Source organism: Amycolatopsis vastitatis (assembly GCF_002234595.1).
In the GTDB taxonomy this organism is placed as follows: domain Bacteria; phylum Actinomycetota; class Actinomycetes; order Mycobacteriales; family Pseudonocardiaceae; genus Amycolatopsis; species Amycolatopsis vastitatis.
This window is the reverse complement of sequence record NZ_NMUL01000093.1, coordinates 1-16807: the sequence shown is the minus strand read 5'-3', so window position 1 is coordinate 16807 and position 16807 is coordinate 1. Positions and strand designations below refer to the sequence as shown.

The window sequence follows — 16807 nt, the reverse complement described above, 5'->3', positions numbered from 1 at the left end:
AAGAGCCTGCAGGCCCCGCAGAAGCGGACCCAGCACGGTGCCGTCGTCGACGGTGCCGACACCGACTGGCAGCCGAGGGATGTCGTCGCTGGGCGTGCGGCCGCGGCCGCTACGGCCCTGCCGATTGCTTCCTCGGTGGCGAGCGCCAGACCGGGGACGCGCCCGGGGAGTTGGTGGTGGTGGTTGTTGATGGTGCTCACGGGTGCCTCAAACGGTGATCTTGTTGAACAGGTTGATGGCCAGCAACAGCAGGAGAGTGACGCTGCCGGTGGCGATCGTGAGGAAGGCGGCCCCGAGTGCCAGCAGCCGCAGGATGTGCCAGCGCGTCGTGGGAGCCGGTCTGCGGCGCGCGGTGAACGCGGAGCGGGGGACGGTGTGTCGGCCAGCGGTCATCTCGGTCCTCGTCGGTGGTGATCGGGCGGGTCAGGCTGCGCGCTGTTCGAGGCGGGCAGCGGGCCGGTAACCGGCCGGCGGTTCGGCTGGAGGTGATGTAGGCGGTATCGGCCTCGGTGTCGGGGTGCTGCGGTCGGCAGGGGCGATGCAGGCGGCGTCGTTCTCCGCTGCGGGGTCGGCGGGGGCGCCGCTGAGCACGTGTCGCGAAGTGATGACGGGTGGGCACAGTGGACAGTCCTCACAGTTCGACGAGGCGGGGCCCGGCCGGGGCTGCGGGGAGGGCGGCCGGGGGATGGCGGTACATCGGGAACACGTGGAGGCCATCGCTGCCGGGGATCTCGACGGGATCGTCGGCCTCGAAGCCGTGCCGGAGGTAGAGCTGGGCCGCGCGCGGACTGCTCGCCTGCAAGGCCGCCATCGGGCGTACCGGTCGTCGGCGGTCGGCCCAGGAGAGGTAGGAACTCAGCAGGCAGCTTCCCAGTCCGCGGCCCCGGTCGGCGGCGGCCAGCAGGTCGAGGTGGTGGTGCGCGACGATGGGGGTCGTGGCCGCGAAGATCTCGTCCAGTGCGCGGAATCGTGGGTAGTACGGGCCGGTGATCGAGCGCAGCGCGGCGTCGTAGCCCGGCGGGTCGGCCGGCTCACCGCCTGGGTGTACAGTCCATAGTGCGGTGGCGACCAGGCGACCGGTCTCCCGGATGCCGTACAGCTGCCCGCCGCTGACGAGTACCGTCCGGATCTGCCAGGTGAACTGTTCGCGCAGGCACCGTTCCCGCTCGGCGGCGTCGTGGGGGACAAGCCACCGGGCGATGGCCAGGTCGACGAACGCGCCCGCCTTGACGGCGGCCGCGGCGTCGGCGTCAATCGGCTCAAGGCGCTCCACAAAGCTGGCCATGGCCATCACAGCTCCGTTCCGGCCGGCGTGCGGGCCGGGCGTTGCCGGTGCCACAGGGCCCAGCCGACCCCGGCGACAGCCACGGCCAGGTAGGTCAGCTGCACGGCGAGCGGTAGCGGCGAGTCTGGGCTGACGCCGAGCAGCGTGTCGAGGTGCAGCATCACGACGATCAAGATGGCGGCGAGCACGATCGTCGCGGGGATCGCCGCGGCCGCGGCCCAGCGGCGCCGCGCTGGGCTGAGGTGGCCGGCCGACCCGTCGCGGTAGTCCAATCCGGCGGCAGTGACACCTACGTCGGTGATCTCGGACGTCTCTGGGCGTCGGCGCAGCAGGATGACGGCGGTGGCCAGCGCGGTCAGCGCGAGCAGGGTCAGGATGCCGACGGCTCCGGCGGTGCCCCCGACAAAAAACAGGACCGTGACCGGGTCGGCGCCGAGGACGGACACCATGATGATCGCGGCGATCGCGAGGACGGTCTGGCTCAGCGAGGCCACGATGGCACTGCCATGCCGTTGGCTGACCCGGCCGAGCAACGTCGGCGCGGCGTGATCGCGGCCGAGGTACACCGAGTACAGCGACGTCGCGCCGTGGAAGCTGATCGCTCCGGCAACCAGGCTGCCCCCGAACAAGATCTGCACGACGGTGGCGGCGAGGTCGCCCAGGTGCGACCGCGCCGTGGCGACGAACAGCCCGCTCGGATCGGCCTGGGCGGCGGTGACGACGCCGTCGGCTCCGAGTGTCACGCTCAGCCCGGCCGGAGCGGCGACGTAGAGGACGGTGAGGACCGCGATGGTCGCGACGGTCGCGCGCGACACCCCGCGGTGACCGTCGCGGGCGTCGCGGGTGTGCACCACGGTCAGCTCTGTCCCGACATAGCCCAGGACCGCGAGGGCGAGCTGCGCGGCGATCGTCGGCGCGCCGGCGGCCAGCTGGTGCGGATCCAGGGCGTCCAGCGCGTTGGTACCGGGGGCCGGGTGGAGCCAGTTCGCGACGGTCACCACGGTGATCATGAGGACTTCGCAGCTGACCAGGACCAGGAGGAACTTGGTGCCGACTTCGATCTTGAGGAGGCCGAGCCCTCCGACCAGCAGGACGGCGGGGACGGCGACGGCCTGCCAGGGCACGCTGACGACGCCGAGCAGGCTCGCCAGCGGCGGTCCGAGAATGGCGCCGATCAGCCCGAAGAGCCCGACGGTGAGCGCGGTGTAGGCGGCCACGGCCACCCAGCCGGCGCCGACACCCACCGTCCGCCCCAGCCCACGGCGGGCCAAATGGTAGAACGCGCCGCTGGCGGTGTCGACCGGGACCATCCGGGACGTCGCCAGGTAGCCGACACAGAACAGCCCGTAGACAACTGCGAGCCCGGCGAACAGGAGCGGGAAGTTCGAGCCGGTGTTCGCGATCCCGACCACCACGACCCCGGCGACCACGGTGGTCGGGGTCGCGGCGGCGACCGCATGGCCAGCGATCGAACCGGTCGACAGCCGACCGGCCGCGAGCGCGGCATCGAGACCTCTCGCGGTTTTGGGAGCGCGGCGGCGCAGATCAGACATGGATCGAACTCCTCGAGGCGACGGGTGGGGAACCAGGTGGGGCGGAACGGGACGTGGGCAGCAGCTACAGCGGGGTGGCCACGCGGGCGAGGACAAAGGCAAGACCGTCGAACAGCGGTTCCAGCTCGGCCGGGAACTCCGCGTCGTCCAGCCGAGACGCGATCGAGTTCGAGCGCGCGGGCGTCAAGGCGGAGTTCCCGCAAGCCGCGCCACAGGACCACGGCCGCATCGGATACTTCGTCGACGGTGCCGTGCGCTTCCAGGAACCGGCGGGCCCACAGGCTGGCCCGGACGTCGGCCAGGACATACCGGGCCCGGCGCCGTTTCCCCTCCACCTGAGCGGCTCCGTCCTGCACTAAGCGCCGCCAGACCAGCGTGGTCGAGAGCTCGCCGAGCGCGAGAAAGTCGAGCCACTTCACCGCCGGTTCGGCGTATGGCACGGCGCGCAGGTGCTCGAGGATCTCCGTCAGCGCGCTGTCGTCGGTAGACGCAGTGTCGGCGGGATAGATCCGGCCGTGGCTGAGACGGATCCAACCGTGGAGGTGCAGTTCAGCCAGCAACATGCACCCCAGGACATAGGCAACCCGGACCCGGTCACGCACCAACGGGCGGTACAGGTCCTGGCAGTAGGGCGCTGCCAGTGCCAGATCCGCCAGCCGCTGCGAGCCCCGATACGGCGTGTATATCCGCGGCGCATCCTGATGCTGGAAGATCGAACCGGGGGACCGCTTCATTGACGGGGGTTCCGGGGAAGCAGGCGTGGCGGTTACGGGCAGGCAGCGGGTGGCCGCCAGGTAGGGCTGAGGCCGGACGGGCCCCTGCGAGTGTCGGGCATGCTGGTTGGAAATTGTGCTCGGCTGTCGCGCTAGCGGGAGTTTGGATAGCGGCACGGTGTCGGCGACGGCTTCGGCGCGGGCGACGGCGGCGGTCCGGGGGAACTGTGGCTCACGCGCCAGTGCCGGGGTGGCTGCTTGTCCTGCGGCTGCTGAGCGCCGCGGTTGGCCCAGCCGCCAGTCGAGCGGGGCGCACGCGGAAGTCGCGTCGGCGGCGGGTCCGGCTGGATTTGCGCGGCGTTCGTCTGGCCGTGGTTGGTGCTGGGGCGGATTCACGATGGCCTCTGGTGTGGATTGTTCAAGCGGCGGTGTGTGGTCCTTAGCCGCGGCAGGCAGATGCTGGGCGATGCACTCATCGATCGTGATGACACAGGTGATCTCGGGATCGCGGGGAGCCCGTCGTCGGGACGGAGACACGTGGCCGCCAGGGCAGGAGTACCAGCCACGTTCGGCGGCGGAGCCGCCGTCGAGCAGCTGGTGCAGCAGAATTAACCGTGATCACCGTGATCGTCGCGGATTGGACGACCCGCCGCGGCGAGATTGAGTCGATCAGAGTTTTGGGGCGGCTACTGCTGTTCAAGCCGAGTGCATGCCCGCTACGTGGGCGACGATCCGCCTGGTTGGACCGCAACAGCGACGTACGGCCCAACCGGGCAGATCAAGTCCGTTCCTAGCACCTCTGCGGGTGCTCGATGACCTCGGTGTCGCCCTCCTCTTCGTCGCCGCCTACGACGGCCATCGAGTTGCTGGTGAACGTGTTCTTCATAGATTCCTCCCATCGGGTGTCGTGGATGTGCACGACGATGCGTAGTCGGGGAACTTCGCTCGCCGTCTGGCTTGGTTGTTGGCCGTGAGGATGGTCAACGGCCAAGCTGGGTCATGCCGTCGCGGTGGATCGATCCGTCGTGGATGATCACGGCGGCGGTCGCGTCGTCGCGGGTGCCAGTTGCGGCCGCAGCGTCGACGAGGGCGTTGGCACAGGCGGATGGGTCTCGTCCGTGCTTGCGGAGGATTGTGATGATTTGCTGGGAACTGAGTGTGCGGTGGACACCGTCGGACACCAGCAGAACGATCTCATCGAGAGTCTCGGCGAGCGCGACAGTGGTCGGGGTGGCGCGCGCGAGGGATGTGATGACGATATGGTCGCGTTTCGTGGCGAATTTCTCTTCGGCACCGGCGGTTCGGAGCCGTTCCCCCTTGGTGTGGGCGGTGGTGAGCAAGTTGAGGTTCTGACCGCTCCATCCGTACGCGGCGACGTCGCCGAGGTAACCGATGGCAGTAGGCTGAGCGGGCCGGCATACTGCGAGAGCCATCACGGCGTCGGGGGTGGGCATCTCGTCGCTGCTGTCTTCGAGCAAGCCTGCGGCGGTCATGACGCCGGGCAGGACACCCTTGCGCGCGCCGAGACGAACCGAGGCCTGCGCGCACAGCGACGCAATGGTGGCAACCTCCTCATTGTTGCCGATGCCATCGACGACGGAGACAGCGAGCACTCCGCTGTTGTGGAAGAGGAACTGTGAGGCGGCGTCGCAGAGCAGAGGGCGGCGGCCTCGGCGGGAGGCTAAGCCTGCGATGGCCTTGGCTGGTGGTGTGCTCATGCGTCATTCCTTGGTTTTGACTGGCGGGAATTCATGCGAGACCTGTAGAGTTGTCAACAGGAGATCCGAAATTGACCGTCAGGTTGGTGCCGGCCAGAGCTCAGGCGCAGTAGGTAGGATGCGCGTTCCACTGTTCATCTCTCTTCCCGCGTGGGCACTTCCGCTGGTTGCCTGCTACCTACGTTCAGTCGTTGATAGCAGGCCCAGGCCCTTACGTGCTCGCCGATCGTTGATCAATCTGGATAAACGATCGCATTGGCCGGAGCTTTTGCGCACCTGTGAGGCGGTCCGGTTTCCCCCGGATCCCTGTGTGGCGTTGACCTGGTGTTTCGTGGTTGCAAGCGCAGGTTGCCCATCGCAATGGGCAGCAGTAGTGTGGACGTCGGCGGTTCGTCAGTGGCGAGCCGCAAACGAAGCGACAGGGGTTGCGTGAACGTGGTTAGAAACCAGGGTGGATCTCCTCAAGCGCGTGGACGCGAACTTGCGAAGCAGGGCAGGGAGCTGTTCGTCTCCTGCGGATCTGTCAAAGCCGCAGCCCGCGAGCTGATGAACCGTCATCGGGATCTCCCCAGCATCCAAGCGTTCCGCTACTCTGCTGGGCTATCACAAGATCAAGCAGCCATCCGCTACAACGAGGTGGCCGGCAATCAGACGACGCTTGGTGGAACCACGATCAACGCGTGGGAGAGTTGGGCGCGAACGCGCGGAGCTTCTGGAGTTGGCTCTCCGCCATCATTTGCGAGTTTGCTGATCCTGGCAAAAGCGTACGGACTCGGACCGCACGGCACGGCTAGCGAGTTCATTTTCGCGGGTGACCTTGTTCAGGAGGCGTACGAGAAGCTGGCTCCGGAAGATCAGTTGGCACTGAAGGCCGCAGGCGGACACGCGCCCGCCGTCGCCGCCAGCGGCCCACTTCAGGTTCGCAACAACGTGGTCGGCGGCCCCCATGCGACCGATAATGTTGTCGGGCAAGACTTCAACCTGGTCGTGCCGACGATCGATCATGGAAATCCGGCCATCTGCGTATTCTCACTGCCCAACCCCAATCCAGGCCAGCTGCTCGACCTGACCTGGAACACCTTCGGGTTCGGTGTCGAGCGGCTGATGCGGCAGATCAAGAGCCTTGGGCGACGGCTCGACGCGGACATCTGCATCGGAATCAACGAGGCTGGCTTGGTCATGGCGACCTTCCTGGCGTCCGCCCAGTTCAATCGCTGCTCCATCGGGTACCTCAGGTGCAACCGCGTGCGGAACGAGATCACCTTTGCGGCCGAATCCTATTACCCTGAATCGGTGGAGGCTCCGGTGATCGTGATCTGCGACTTCGAGGTCAAGCATGCTGATGTTGTCGGGCTCGTGGCGAGGGAACTGCGCGAGCGATACCCGGGAGCAGAGTTGTACTTCGCAGTGTTTGGTGCCATGACCAAGGGTAATTCGTTGAAGGTCCAGAGCTTCGATGATCTCACCGGCGCAACAATCATGCAGGCAGCCAGGTTTGACGCGGTGTTTATCGCCGCGACGATGAGCCCACCGGGTATCGAGCCGCCTTTGGAGCTTCGCTGAGCAGATGGGAAAGACAGTGGTGGAGAAGGTCAGCGGCATCCCCGATCTCGCCGGCAGGATCGCCGAGATGGTGCGCGGCGTGATGCTGGAGTTGCGTCCCAGACTAGTCGAGGCGGCACTAACCGGCCGTCGCGGCGAAAGTGAGAATCCGCGACACGAAGACAACTTCCTGTCGGAGCACGACCTGTGGATGCATCGTCGCTACCGCGAGCTTCTCGCCCCGATTCTCGGCGCATTCGTCTACGCCTCCGAAGAGGCGGAACCAGAGATCGTCGGCGATGATTCCGACCCGGACCTCTGTGTCCTGGTCGACCCCTTGGACACCAGTGAACTCGCCGTCCGTGGACTACTCGGCTACACGCATGTCATGGTCTACTCCCGCGCCGCTGCTCGACCGGTCATCGCGGTGGTCGGCGATATCTTCCATCACCTCCAACTCTACGTCGGCGCGCGTGACGAGCACGGCATCGACCATGCCTTCGTCATCACAGCCGACTCTCAGGCATACGAACTGCGACAGGACACAAGCAGGCGACTCCCCGAGTCGCTGGTCACCAACTTTCTGATGCGCCCGGGCGAACGGTTCCTCCCGCTCGCACGGAAGTCGAGGTTTCTCGAAGTGCTCGACACACCCAGCAACGACGGCAAGCGCAGGGGACGGATTGGTGTGGACTTCGGCTCCGTCAGCCTCTGCCATGTTGCGGCGGGCATGACGGAAGCTACCGTCGAATTCGCTAAGGGTTTCGCCGTTTGGGACCTCGCCCCTGGGCATTACATCCTCCACGCGTCCGGCGGCGCCGTGCTCGACCTTGACGGGATGCCTGTATCGCTCGACTACCACTTCGGCTCGATTGATGAGATCGCTAAGGCCATGGACCGCCGACAGAGATTCGTTGCAGCCGGGACCGCCAGCCTCGCCGCAGAGATTGTTGAGTGCCTGCGCTAGGCGCCTGCGCCAACGGCATCGTCTGGTAGCAGGCTGTACTGCGGTGTTGGTGATCAGGTGCTGGCGGATGGTCCATCAGATCGTGCAGTCGGTGCGGCCGCGCGATCGCGACGGCGAGGGTGCGCGACGTGGCGCCGAGCCGTCGCCCGCGCGATTTCATCCAGCTCATCGGTGTCCAGGTCGATCTGTGCCGCGCTGAGGTTTTCGGCGAGGTGCACGGTGCGGCTTGTTCCGGGGATGGGCATCATCGCCGGTGATGCGTTCAGCAGCCAAGCGAGCGCGAGCTGCGCCGGTGTGATGCCGCGGGACTCCGACAGGCGTGCCAGCCGACCATCGGTGTGGAGCAGCTGACCAGCCGCCAGTGGGGCATATGGGATGAAGGGAATCTCGTGCTGTGTGCAGTACTGAAGAACGTCCTCGTGTACCCGGTTCCCTACGCTGTACTTGTTCTGCACTGCGGCGACGATGACGAGTTCTCTCGCCCTGCAAATCTGTGAGACGGTAACCTTCGACAGGCCGATGTGGTGGATCTTCCCTTCGTTCTGCATTTCCACGAGCACGGCGAGCTGGTCTTCGAGGGGAATTGCCGGGTCGATTCTGTGGAGGTAGTACAGGTCGATCCGTTCGACCTGGAGTCGCCGAAGACTCATCTCGACGCACTGGCGTAGGTACTCCGGTCGCCCACACGGTGCCCACCGGTCGGGACCTTGGCGAGTGAGACCGCCTTTGGTGGCGATGACCAGGCCGTCGCGGTAGGGATGCAACGCCTTGCGGATGTAGTTCTCTGCGGTGAACGGGCCGTAGGCGTCGGCGGTGTCGATGTGCGTCACCCCCGCGTCGACTGCATCGCGGAGTACCTGCATGGCTTGTTCCGGGTTGTCCGGTGCGGCCCAGTGACCAGGGCCGGTGAGCTGCATGGAGCCGAACCCCAAACGGTGGGCTCGACTCGCGCCGACGGGGAGGACGGGGCTGGGCGTATTGAGCACGCCATCATTCATGGCAATGTTCCTAACGAGTGGGCAGGCAGAATCGGATAGCGAGCGAGTCGGGGCTATGCGTGGGAAAGCTACGACCGTTTTAAACCGTCGCGGACCCGATGAAGGAGGTCGGAATAAGCTTCGTCATGCTGCTGGCCGCTAATCCGGTTTCGTGGTGATGGTGACGGCGTTCGCCGCCGTCGTGGTAGGCCGACGGGCGTGCGTTCGTAGACTGCCAGCTCTGCCCACATGACTCTGCCCGTTTGCGTTAAGCGGGAGCCCCACCGCCCTGCCCGCGCGTCGACCAGGCCGATGCCGCTATCTCCCGGCAACGCGACGTCGTCGGAAAGCACAAGCTCTTGGTCGTGCTGGTCGGCGACCTTGACAACAATGTGCCTGCTCCAGCCCATCAGGCACACCTTGATCGCTCCGATCCTCTGGATGTCCTGCCAGCTCGTTTCTTCAGCCGGACCCGTGGCTTTGACGGACAGGGTGACCAGCTCGGCGGCGACAGCCTCCATGTCGGGCTCGATGACCATCGCCTCCCAACGACGTAGGGTGTCTGCGACGAACATGCGGGCCACGGCGACGGCTGTGGGGAGCGCTACCAGGTCGATCGCGGCCAGAGACCGAGGTTGTTCACCTGTCCGGGGTACGGGTACGTCGACGTGTGCGGCCGGTTCGCCGTTGACCTGCATGATGGCGGCCATCACGGCGTCCACAGCAGGCGTGAACGTTTGACGAGGTTTGGCGCTCCCGGCTCGCCTGGTTTGGGCAAGCCAAGCAGATCGGAGACGCCTTCTTGCAGGTCGGCGCCTTCTTTCGACCACACGCACCTGCCGCCGTCGGCGTCATCGAGGATGCGGGCGTCGCTGACGTTGGTGTGGTCGAAGATAAAGATGGCGTCGGTGTATTGCTGGCGGCTGAAGCTGCCTGCGATCCCGGTAAGTGGGCCATCCGCATTCTGGATAGGACGGAAGACCCAGCCGGCATCTCGAACGGAAGCGAGCTGCCGAAGCTCCGGGTATCGGCGAGGGGCTTCCTCGTTGTTGATCGACTCGTTCATCAGGCAGGTACCTCGCACGGTGCGAGGAGCGCAGTCAACCGATCGCGGATGACGGTGGCGGACTGCTCTGGTGGGCGACGGCTGCAGTGCACCCGCAGTACCTCGAAACCGGCATCGACCAGGGTGTTGGTGGCGTCGCGGTAGTAGCTGACCTCGGCGTGGCTGCTGTCGGGGGTGAGCTGGAAGCGGTTGTGCGGCCCGCGCTCGATCAATCGCTCAGCGATTACGTGGGGGTCGGCTTCGAGGATGACGGTGAGGTCGGGGCGTTCGACTTCCTCGTTGAGTTGCCAGAGGAACACGGGATCGACGCCGTCGAAGCGCTGGACGACCAGACCGGAGGCCAGATAGCGGTCCGAGATGACGATCTGACCGGACTTCAGGTGCGGCTTGATCTCGGTCTCGACGTGGTGGTAGCGGTCGGCCGCGTAGAGGCAGGCCAGCGCATGACCGGTGACGGTCGGGGTGAGATCGGCGGCCAGCTGCCCGATGCCGCTGGTGGACGGCTCTGCGGTGACATGGACGTGTTTGCCGTCGGCCACCAGCATCTGCGCCAGGTGGCGGACGATCGTCGTCTTCCCCGCACCGCCCGGTCCGTCGACGCTGACGAACAGGCCGTGCTGGCGCTCAGAAGAGGGCCGGGGTGTCATCGGTACTCCCTCCTGGTGGCTGGTGACGCAGTTCTTCGAGCGCCCGCCGGCCTGCGAGGTAGACGAACAGCCGGGCTGTCACGATGGCGTCGTAGGTGGCGCGGTGCGGTTGGTCTTCGCCGTCAAGGCCGTGAGCGAGGTCGAACTCTTCGACCAGTGAGCCGAGCTTGTATGTCGAGCGGCCAGGCAGCAGGCGCCGGGCAAGCTTGAGGGTGTCGAAGACCTCGGGGCACTCCCAGTCGCCGAGCTTGCGTTGGAGTACCCCGACGTCGATGTGGGCGTTGTGTGCGATCAGGGCGGAGGCGTCGAGCGCCTTGAGCACGTCGGCTTCGATGTAGTCGAACACCGGAGCGTCGGCGACCTGCTCGTTGGTGATGCCGTGGATCCGGCGGGCGAAGTGACTGATCGGCTGATCGGGCTTCACCAGCCAGCTTTTCGGCTCCCCGACGATGCCGGCGACGATGGGCACCGCGGCCAGCTCCACCAAGTCGGGCGGCTGGTGGCCGTTGCCTTCGACATCGACAACGACGTAGCTGAGGCTTGTCCAGTCCGTCATGAGCTGGGGGTGTCCTTCCATCCGATGTCCGCGCGGCCATGTCGGTTCGCGTGGTGCGGGTGGCGTGCGTCGTGGACCTGGAAGCCAAGCGCGTGCTGCAAGAAGTAGCGCGGCTGCTCCACGGCCAAGCCCGCCACGACGGCGGCTCGCTCGGTGATGTCTACGACCTGGAGGCGGTCGGCCTCCGGCAACACGCGGGCCACTTGGTGTACGTCTTCCCGAGTCGGAACACGGTGGGCTCCAGCGCACACCTCGAGCTGGCTCAGAGGGCAGATGCCGCACAGCTCCCGGATGCCGTAGTGACCGTTGTAGTCCGGCAGCCCGTGGGCGTAACTGACCGCGCAGGACGTCTTGCGGAACAAGGCTGACGAGTCGGAGAAGGCGTCGAGGACGCGCCGCTCCAGGGTCTCGGGCACGATCTTGCGCCGGGCCGTGTCCTCGTAGGGCTCAGGGATGCCGTTGGCCTTGTAGTAGGCGGCGATCTGGTCGCGGTAGAACAGGCCGGTGAACACCGTGGCGTCAGCATGCTTACTCAGCTCGTGGGCTGCGGCCAGGTGTTCATCGGTGTCGTTGAGGCCGGGGACGAGCGGGCGCCAGTACAGCGCCGTCCGGTATTTCCGCAGCTCCGGCGCACTCATCAGCTTCAAGGACTCGGCCGCGACCTGCGACGGGTACGGCTCGATCTTCGGGTCATCGATCCCGGAGTGCGTGAACAGCAGCGTCACCTTCAGGTGCCGTAGCTGGTTGAGCCGGTCGATGTCGTCGGGCTTCATCTCGTGCCGGCTGATCACGAGGACGTGGTTGGTCAGCTCGTGCGCGTCCAGGTCTTCAAGCACGGCGAAGGTGTGCGGCCGCACCTTCGGCAAGAACGGTTCGGTCGCCCGGTTGAACAGCTGGATCGGCGTGACGTGCGGCTGGAAGTACGGGTGGTTGACCAGCTCGTCGACGGCCGCCGCGTCCGTCATGAGCGCCCGTGGCTGGTTCTCGTCCCACAGGCCGTAGGTGTGGCGGATGCAGTAGGCGCACCCCAGCGGACAGCCCTGGATGTGGTTGAGGCTCAAGCCGCTCTTGCGGTACTCGACCACCTCCCGCGCGCGCTCGGGCAAGCGGTCGATCTGGTCCTTAGTCAGCAGGGGCACAGGGATCATCAGGCGGCTCTTCTCCGAGGTCAGCGGGGGTAGACGCTTCTGGAGAGTAAGCAGGCCGATACAGCACCGCCAGAAATTTGCTCGGTTGTTCTCGAAAAACTTTGGGGGTCCTCACCTGCGGAAATTAGGAGCCAGCGTCTTCGGTCTCGCCGGCCAGTTCGTGCATGACGCGGCTGATGATCGCCCGAGCCTCGTTGCCGTAGCTGGCAACGGCGGCCAGGTGCTCGAAGATGCCGGTGTACAACTCGATCTCCTGGGGCTGGCGGAGGTTGATCTCGGCTGAATACGACTCGAACTGCACAAGGTCGTCGTCGTAGACCCAGAAGCCGTGCCGGGGATCGGTGACGTACTGAGTCTTGAAGCCGATAATCCCAAGCCTGACGTTGCGCATGGAGGTCATCGCCATCAGGCGGTCAAGCTGACCGATCATGATGTCGCGCCCGACCAGCCGGTAGCGAAGCGCAGCCTCCGTGATCACGAAGTGGAAGCGCTTATCAGGCCGGTACAGCATCTCCTGCCGCTGCATCCGCGCCTTTACGGATTCGTTGATGTCGTTAGGCACCCTGTGGACCATGACGACCTGAGCGAAGCGGGCACGGGCATACTCAGGCGTCTGAATGAGACCAGGAATGACCGTGTTCTCGAAGCCGCGGTAGAACTTCGTCCGCTCGTCCAGCTGCGACAGCGTGAGCTGGTGGGACTTCATGCCCGCCTTGAGCACTCGCTGCCACTCGGCGTGCTGAAGCTCAAGGTTATGGAGTGCGGCGAGCAGACTGGCCGTCTGGTCTTCCGACTCGGTGGCTCTCGTCCAGTCCCTGATGTCGTCATCGGTTGGCGTCTGCTTGCCGTTCTCGATCTTCGAGACCTTTGAGCCCACCCATGACAACGACTCCGCGAGCTCTTTGCCGGATAGCTTGGCGGCTATCCGGAGCTCGCGGAGTCGTTTGCCCAGCGCGTTGCGCGCTTCGTCAACGCCGGTCGTCCCGTTGCTCATACTTGGCGACAAACTCATCTCGCTCGATGGCGTGGTGCTGAGCCGCATCACGCCAGTAGTTGTGCTGAACGATCTCGGCCGGATCCTCGATGACCTCCCCGCCGAGGAACTGATCTTCGTCGGTGAAGCGCATCTTGAGCAATTTGCGGGAGTCGAACAGCCAGTAGTCGTAATCCGGCAGGCCGGCTGCCTGCTCACGGGTGATGTAGCGGATGTCGTCACCCGCTTCGCGGGTGTAGCCCGCGACCCACATGGCGAAGCGGGTGTAGTCGGTGAGCGGGAAGCTCACCACCCGCACGCGCGAGAACCGGCGTCCTTCGGCCGTGGCTTGGCGGACCATGTTCGACCAGTTCTCGTGGTACGAGACGTCCGGCTCTCCGGCGAGGAACTTACGGAGCGGCTCGGCCTCACGCGGGATGTTGTACTGATCGCGCGTCTCCAGCCGGTAGGCCGTGTGCTCGAAGGTCTCGAAGAGCTTGGCGAACTCCGGGCCTGGCTCTATGAAGGTCAGTTGTCCGCTCCCTACTTCTGCGCGTAGCGGCGAGCGTAGAACTTCAGGACCTCTTCGGGGATCTCGATCAGGGTCTCGTGGTCCGGCACCGGACCGACGTCGGCGAGCACCTGGGGGTCGGTCACCTTCCAGCCCTGGGCGATGTAGGTTACCCGGTCGGTCCGGTCGGTGGCGAACAGCGTGGGGGATGCACCCTCGGTGGACTCGGGGTCTTTGCCAAGGAATTCAGCGCGCACAGGGTCTCCTTGCTCGAAGTTCGAGAAAATTGCTCACCCATCGTGACGCAGGGTTGTGCGTCCGTCAACACAGACGGCCCAGGAGTTGGGACACCATCGAGCACGCCGACACCGTCTTCGTCACCTCCACCAGCCCAACGCCGCCCGAATGGGCGTCACCAGCGCACACTGCCGAAAGATCACGCTCAGCGTCGAGGGCGGGCCCGCCGGAGGCGCGACGACCGAGCTGCACCCCGGATCACGCCATGACGTCGCGGAATTCAGCGTGATCGGACAGCTCAACGCGGCTTTCCGTATCAGCGCCGCCGCAAGCGAGGGCCCGTGTTGCGACTTTCAGGTCCGCTTGATCAACCTCTATGCGGCCGCGGAACGGGGATTCGCGAAAGCGTAATATCGATCAATGTGGCGAAGCCTCGCCGTCTTTCCGTTCAGAACCCCCCGGTCCGGACATTTCGCAATGGGCAGAGTGTACGATCGTCCGGTGAGTCCACCATCGCCAATAGCTGCACTGTTGCTCTCTGGCATCATCCTACTTTCCACGCTCGGAAGATTGCTGACGTCCTGGCTGCTCGTGAGAAGATCACGGTCCATCACGATAAAGATCAAGACCGGTGATCGTCACCTCAGGCTGAACTCGGCCAACGCAGCGGAAGCCGAAAAGATCATCGAAGCCTTTCTTGCGGAACACAGCGAGAATCACGGAAGTAGCGCAGAATGACAACGAGCGCGCGAGGCGCAGGCGCTTCCGGTGGGCGTGGTGAGGGGGGCGGTTTTCCGCAGGGCAGAGGTGGGGTCAGCGCCGGTGTCGGCGGGGTCGGAGGTGGCACGAGCCTTATCGCCATTGCGCAGCAGGTCGGCGTTCACACCGTGTGGGGCCAGGTTCTGTTGTACATTGCGCCCGTGGTCTCGGTGGTTTCCGGCGCCGCTATCTATGAACTGAAGCAATGGGTCGACTGGTATAAGGAGCGAAGTGCCGTAAAGAAGTCACGGCGCACACTCGAAGCCCAGCTGCAGGACCCTAACACTTCCGAGGGGCACAAGGAGAAGATTCGTCGGCTACTGGAAGAACTTGACCATGTCGTAGCCAAGGCGGCGGTCGATCGGGTGAAGTCATTAAAGCGCTGATCTGTTGAACCATTGGACAGTAAAGGCGGGCGGACCGAGGCCTTGTTGTTCGGGCGTCGGGGCACGGGGCCTGCATGGGATCTGATCGGCCGTAAACGGCCTGCTAGTCGCTCCGCGCTACGATGCCGGACGTGGCACTCGACCGGTTTGTGGACATTTCAGGGCTGGAGTACCGATTGTCGGACTCGCCCTACGTCGAGGGCGTATATCGGGTGGCGCCGAATGGTGGGCATGGCAGTTTCGCGCCGGAGCGCATGGTGTCAGTCGTGAACTCGAACTGGGAGCTGCTGGTGTGGGCGTCGGACGGCGTCACCACCGTGTCGGTCCGCGGTCCCGAGACCCGGCCCACCGTGGTCCCGTTGGGTGGCGGGCTGGGCAGCACCTTCGGCGTGATCTTCCGGCACGGTGCCTTCCTGCGGAACCTGCCCGTGGGCGGGCTGTGGACGGCAGCGTGTCGAGCCCGTACACGACGCCGCGCTCCTTCGTGCTGCAGGGCAGCGAGTGGGAGATCCCCACCTACGAGAACGCGGAGACGTTTGTGGAGCGCCTGGTCCGGGCGGGGTTGCTGGTGCGGGACCCGTTGGTGACCGACGTCGTCGCCGGGGAGCGGCCTGTGCTTGCCGTCCGCAAGTACCGAGGAGTGACACCTTTTCGTACCTAGGACCCGGTCCTACGCTTCGTCATCATTTCAGCCACACAGGATTGCCTACCCACCGAGATTTCCACGCCAAGCTGCGCATCAGCCGCCCCGCAGACCTGGAGCAACGGCATATGGCGGTAGTCGCCACGCAATCGATACGCGCGGTTGTCGCTTATACCCAGGCCCAGGCCATGATCAGCAGACCACTGGCCGGGTCGATGACGTCATCGACCCGGCACGACAGCGCGGAAATGCCTGATCAGGGGCAAAACCCGATTAATTTCAGACTGCTGGATTTTTTTTGAAGCCGCGTGTGACCAGGGCGGCGAAGAGGGCGGCCACGAGTGTGCTGCCAAGCTGGAAGAGGTTGGGCAGCTCATGGAAGCCTGCAGCCGCCGCAGCGAGGGCGACCAGCGCCGCCATGATCGCAGGCAGGATCGGTCGGGCAACTGCGTTGCCTCGAATCGGTCTGCCGCCCACGATAGTCATTGTGCCACAAGCCTCGACGGGAGGTGCCGGGGTTCCCGCATCAACGCGCTGCACCGTACGGGCGGCGTTGTAGCTCACGGTGCGTTGGGCTCATTCGGCGACCTCCGACGATTGCGCAGCTGGCAAGAAAGATGGCGTCGATCTCTGCTCACCGGCCCGACAAGGTGGCAGCCGAGATCGGGCTGAAGGTCAGCGCCGGCGCGGCGTGGTGATCGCGAAGTGTTCCGCCGAAGCACATGTCAAGATCACCGTCGAGTGGCACAGTGACGATGCGACGAACTCGCCGAAGGACGAAGATCTGACATCACCGCCCGAGGAAGCAGCGCCGTCACGCGACTCCCGAGGCAGCTGACCGTGCCGGTTGAGGGGCTCCAGCGGACGCCGTGGTTAGGAGGGACACGGGCCCAGGCCGCAGCCGATCGCAACGACGACCCGGACGACGACTTTCACCTGCGTTTCGCGGGGTCGGGCTCGTTCGCGGACGGCCCTCGCGAACGTTGTCCGGCCCACTAGCGGGCCCCCCGTCCACGGCGAAGGGCGGCGAACCGCGCAGCCCCCCTTCCAGCAGGATGCGGGGCACTCTCGTCGGCATGCCGCCGTGTGTCGAGTCCGCCGAACCGTGACAACGTCCGCTCGTCGA

General features: G+C 65.4%; 21 protein-coding genes and 1 pseudogene. 6 read left to right on the top strand and 16 right to left on the bottom strand.

All coding sequences use genetic code 11. From position 1 onward, the window contains the following. Positions 1-207: 207 nt before the first annotated feature. The 6 genes and pseudogenes from CF165_RS49190 to CF165_RS49170 form a co-directional block, all read right to left on the bottom strand. Positions 208-393, bottom strand: a complete 186-nt coding sequence (locus CF165_RS49190) for a hypothetical protein (RefSeq protein ID WP_093954490.1) — start codon at positions 391-393, stop codon at positions 208-210. A 238-nt stretch (positions 394-631) separates the two neighbouring features. After that, complete coding sequence (locus CF165_RS49185; RefSeq protein ID WP_093954489.1) at positions 632-1291, bottom strand: GNAT family N-acetyltransferase; 660 nt, start codon at positions 1289-1291, stop codon at positions 632-634. Beyond that, positions 1291-2838 carry an APC family permease gene (locus CF165_RS49180; RefSeq protein ID WP_143268932.1) on the bottom strand — a complete coding sequence of 516 codons (1548 nt, stop codon included), beginning with the start codon at positions 2836-2838 and terminating at the stop codon, positions 1291-1293. Before CF165_RS49180 ends, CF165_RS49185 begins: the two co-directional genes overlap by 1 nt. Positions 2839-2902: 64 nt before the next feature. Further along, positions 2903-3025, bottom strand: a complete 123-nt coding sequence (locus CF165_RS53615; RefSeq protein ID WP_276209783.1) for a hypothetical protein — start codon at positions 3023-3025, stop codon at positions 2903-2905. A 40-nt stretch (positions 3026-3065) separates the two neighbouring features. After that, a pseudogene (locus tag CF165_RS54005) lies at positions 3066-3401 on the bottom strand (GPP34 family phosphoprotein); the annotation flags it as partial. A gap of 1130 nt (positions 3402-4531) precedes the next feature. Further along, on the bottom strand, positions 4532-5269 hold the full coding sequence (locus CF165_RS49170; protein WP_093954486.1) for a PP2C family serine/threonine-protein phosphatase: 738 nt from the start codon (positions 5267-5269) through the stop codon (positions 4532-4534). Between the two features lie 429 nt (positions 5270-5698). Between CF165_RS49170 and CF165_RS49165 the strand changes: the two genes are divergently transcribed. After that, on the top strand, positions 5699-6832 hold the full coding sequence (locus CF165_RS49165; RefSeq protein WP_143268931.1) for a hypothetical protein: 1134 nt from the start codon (positions 5699-5701) through the stop codon (positions 6830-6832). A 4-nt stretch (positions 6833-6836) separates the two neighbouring features. Then, entirely contained in the window at positions 6837-7778 is a 942-nt protein-coding gene (locus tag CF165_RS49160) for an inositol monophosphatase family protein (protein WP_093954484.1), read from the top strand. A gap of 53 nt (positions 7779-7831) precedes the next feature. On the opposite strand, the gene CF165_RS49155 is transcribed toward CF165_RS49160, so the two are convergent. The 9 genes from CF165_RS49155 to CF165_RS49115 all read right to left on the bottom strand — a co-directional run bounded on the left by CF165_RS49155 (position 7832) and on the right by CF165_RS49115 (position 13913). After that, positions 7832-8776 carry an aldo/keto reductase gene (locus tag CF165_RS49155; protein ID WP_093954483.1) on the bottom strand — a complete coding sequence of 315 codons (945 nt, stop codon included), beginning with the start codon at positions 8774-8776 and terminating at the stop codon, positions 7832-7834. Positions 8777-8844: 68 nt separating this feature from the next. After that, positions 8845-9465, bottom strand: coding sequence for an ATP-binding protein (locus tag CF165_RS49150; RefSeq protein ID WP_143268929.1), 621 nt, complete (start codon positions 9463-9465; stop codon positions 8845-8847). After that, entirely contained in the window at positions 9465-9821 is a 357-nt protein-coding gene (locus CF165_RS49145) for a hypothetical protein (protein WP_093954481.1), read from the bottom strand. The genes CF165_RS49150 and CF165_RS49145 overlap by 1 nt, the downstream gene beginning before the upstream one ends. Then, complete coding sequence (gene tmk, locus CF165_RS49140) at positions 9821-10468, bottom strand: dTMP kinase (RefSeq protein WP_093954480.1); 648 nt, start codon at positions 10466-10468, stop codon at positions 9821-9823. Before tmk ends, CF165_RS49145 begins: the two co-directional genes overlap by 1 nt. Beyond that, on the bottom strand, positions 10446-11024 hold the full coding sequence (locus CF165_RS49135) for a 3'-5' exonuclease (RefSeq protein ID WP_093954479.1): 579 nt from the start codon (positions 11022-11024) through the stop codon (positions 10446-10448). Before CF165_RS49135 ends, tmk begins: the two co-directional genes overlap by 23 nt. Beyond that, positions 11021-12172: a radical SAM family protein gene (locus CF165_RS49130; protein WP_093954478.1), complete on the bottom strand. Its 1152-nt coding sequence runs from the start codon at positions 12170-12172 to the stop codon at positions 11021-11023. The genes CF165_RS49135 and CF165_RS49130 overlap by 4 nt, the downstream gene beginning before the upstream one ends. Positions 12173-12296: 124 nt before the next feature. Further along, a complete protein-coding gene (locus CF165_RS49125; protein WP_093954477.1) occupies positions 12297-13166 on the bottom strand; it encodes a helix-turn-helix domain-containing protein in 870 nt (289 codons plus the stop codon). Beyond that, positions 13141-13668: a DUF6879 family protein gene (locus CF165_RS49120; protein ID WP_338023750.1), complete on the bottom strand. Its 528-nt coding sequence runs from the start codon at positions 13666-13668 to the stop codon at positions 13141-13143. The genes CF165_RS49125 and CF165_RS49120 overlap by 26 nt, the downstream gene beginning before the upstream one ends. Before the next feature lie 20 nt (positions 13669-13688). Beyond that, the gene (locus CF165_RS49115; protein WP_093954475.1) at positions 13689-13913 is read right to left on the bottom strand and encodes a hypothetical protein; all 225 of its coding nucleotides are present in this window, start codon (positions 13911-13913) and stop codon (positions 13689-13691) included. Between the two features lie 148 nt (positions 13914-14061). On the opposite strand from CF165_RS49115, the gene CF165_RS50965 reads away from it, so the two are divergent. The 4 genes from CF165_RS50965 to CF165_RS52370 all read left to right on the top strand — a co-directional run bounded on the left by CF165_RS50965 (position 14062) and on the right by CF165_RS52370 (position 15699). Next, positions 14062-14304 carry a hypothetical protein gene (locus CF165_RS50965; protein ID WP_143268927.1) on the top strand — a complete coding sequence of 81 codons (243 nt, stop codon included), beginning with the start codon at positions 14062-14064 and terminating at the stop codon, positions 14302-14304. 9 nt (positions 14305-14313) lie between these two features. Beyond that, entirely contained in the window at positions 14314-14631 is a 318-nt protein-coding gene (locus tag CF165_RS54215) for an effector-associated constant component EACC1 (protein ID WP_500676275.1), read from the top strand. Between the two features lie 182 nt (positions 14632-14813). Then, on the top strand, positions 14814-15038 hold the full coding sequence (locus CF165_RS49110; RefSeq protein WP_205661242.1) for a hypothetical protein: 225 nt from the start codon (positions 14814-14816) through the stop codon (positions 15036-15038). 451 nt (positions 15039-15489) lie between these two features. Next, positions 15490-15699 (top strand): hypothetical protein, encoded by a 210-nt coding sequence (locus tag CF165_RS52370; RefSeq protein ID WP_205661241.1) that lies wholly within the window; start codon positions 15490-15492, stop codon positions 15697-15699. 261 nt (positions 15700-15960) lie between these two features. Here CF165_RS52370 and CF165_RS50960 read toward each other — a convergent pair whose 3' ends face one another. After that, on the bottom strand, positions 15961-16158 hold the full coding sequence (locus tag CF165_RS50960; RefSeq protein WP_143268926.1) for a hypothetical protein: 198 nt from the start codon (positions 16156-16158) through the stop codon (positions 15961-15963). Between the last annotated feature and the right edge of the window lie 649 nt (positions 16159-16807).

What these genes read in the sequence shown, in the direction of transcription:
- CF165_RS49130 (WP_093954478.1), bottom strand. Translation starts at nt 12,172, where the DNA reads ATGATCCCTGTGCCCCTGCTGACTAAGGACCAGATCGACCGCTTGCCC.
- tmk (WP_093954480.1), bottom strand. Translation starts at nt 10,468, where the DNA reads ATGACACCCCGGCCCTCTTCTGAGCGCCAGCACGGCCTGTTCGTCAGC.
- CF165_RS50965 (WP_143268927.1), top strand. Translation starts at nt 14,062, where the DNA reads ATGGGCGTCACCAGCGCACACTGCCGAAAGATCACGCTCAGCGTCGAG.
- CF165_RS54215 (WP_500676275.1), top strand. Translation starts at nt 14,314, where the DNA reads ATGTGGCGAAGCCTCGCCGTCTTTCCGTTCAGAACCCCCCGGTCCGGA.
- CF165_RS49145 (WP_093954481.1), bottom strand. Translation starts at nt 9,821, where the DNA reads ATGAACGAGTCGATCAACAACGAGGAAGCCCCTCGCCGATACCCGGAG.
- CF165_RS49185 (WP_093954489.1), bottom strand. Translation starts at nt 1,291, where the DNA reads ATGGCCATGGCCAGCTTTGTGGAGCGCCTTGAGCCGATTGACGCCGAC.
- CF165_RS49180 (WP_143268932.1), bottom strand. Translation starts at nt 2,838, where the DNA reads ATGTCTGATCTGCGCCGCCGCGCTCCCAAAACCGCGAGAGGTCTCGAT.
- CF165_RS49155 (WP_093954483.1), bottom strand. Translation starts at nt 8,776, where the DNA reads ATGAATGATGGCGTGCTCAATACGCCCAGCCCCGTCCTCCCCGTCGGC.
- CF165_RS49125 (WP_093954477.1), bottom strand. Translation starts at nt 13,166, where the DNA reads ATGAGCAACGGGACGACCGGCGTTGACGAAGCGCGCAACGCGCTGGGC.
- CF165_RS49135 (WP_093954479.1), bottom strand. Translation starts at nt 11,024, where the DNA reads ATGACGGACTGGACAAGCCTCAGCTACGTCGTTGTCGATGTCGAAGGC.
- CF165_RS49150 (WP_143268929.1), bottom strand. Translation starts at nt 9,465, where the DNA reads ATGGCCGCCATCATGCAGGTCAACGGCGAACCGGCCGCACACGTCGAC.
- CF165_RS49190 (WP_093954490.1), bottom strand. Translation starts at nt 393, where the DNA reads ATGACCGCTGGCCGACACACCGTCCCCCGCTCCGCGTTCACCGCGCGC.
- CF165_RS49160 (WP_093954484.1), top strand. Translation starts at nt 6,837, where the DNA reads ATGGGAAAGACAGTGGTGGAGAAGGTCAGCGGCATCCCCGATCTCGCC.
- CF165_RS49170 (WP_093954486.1), bottom strand. Translation starts at nt 5,269, where the DNA reads ATGAGCACACCACCAGCCAAGGCCATCGCAGGCTTAGCCTCCCGCCGA.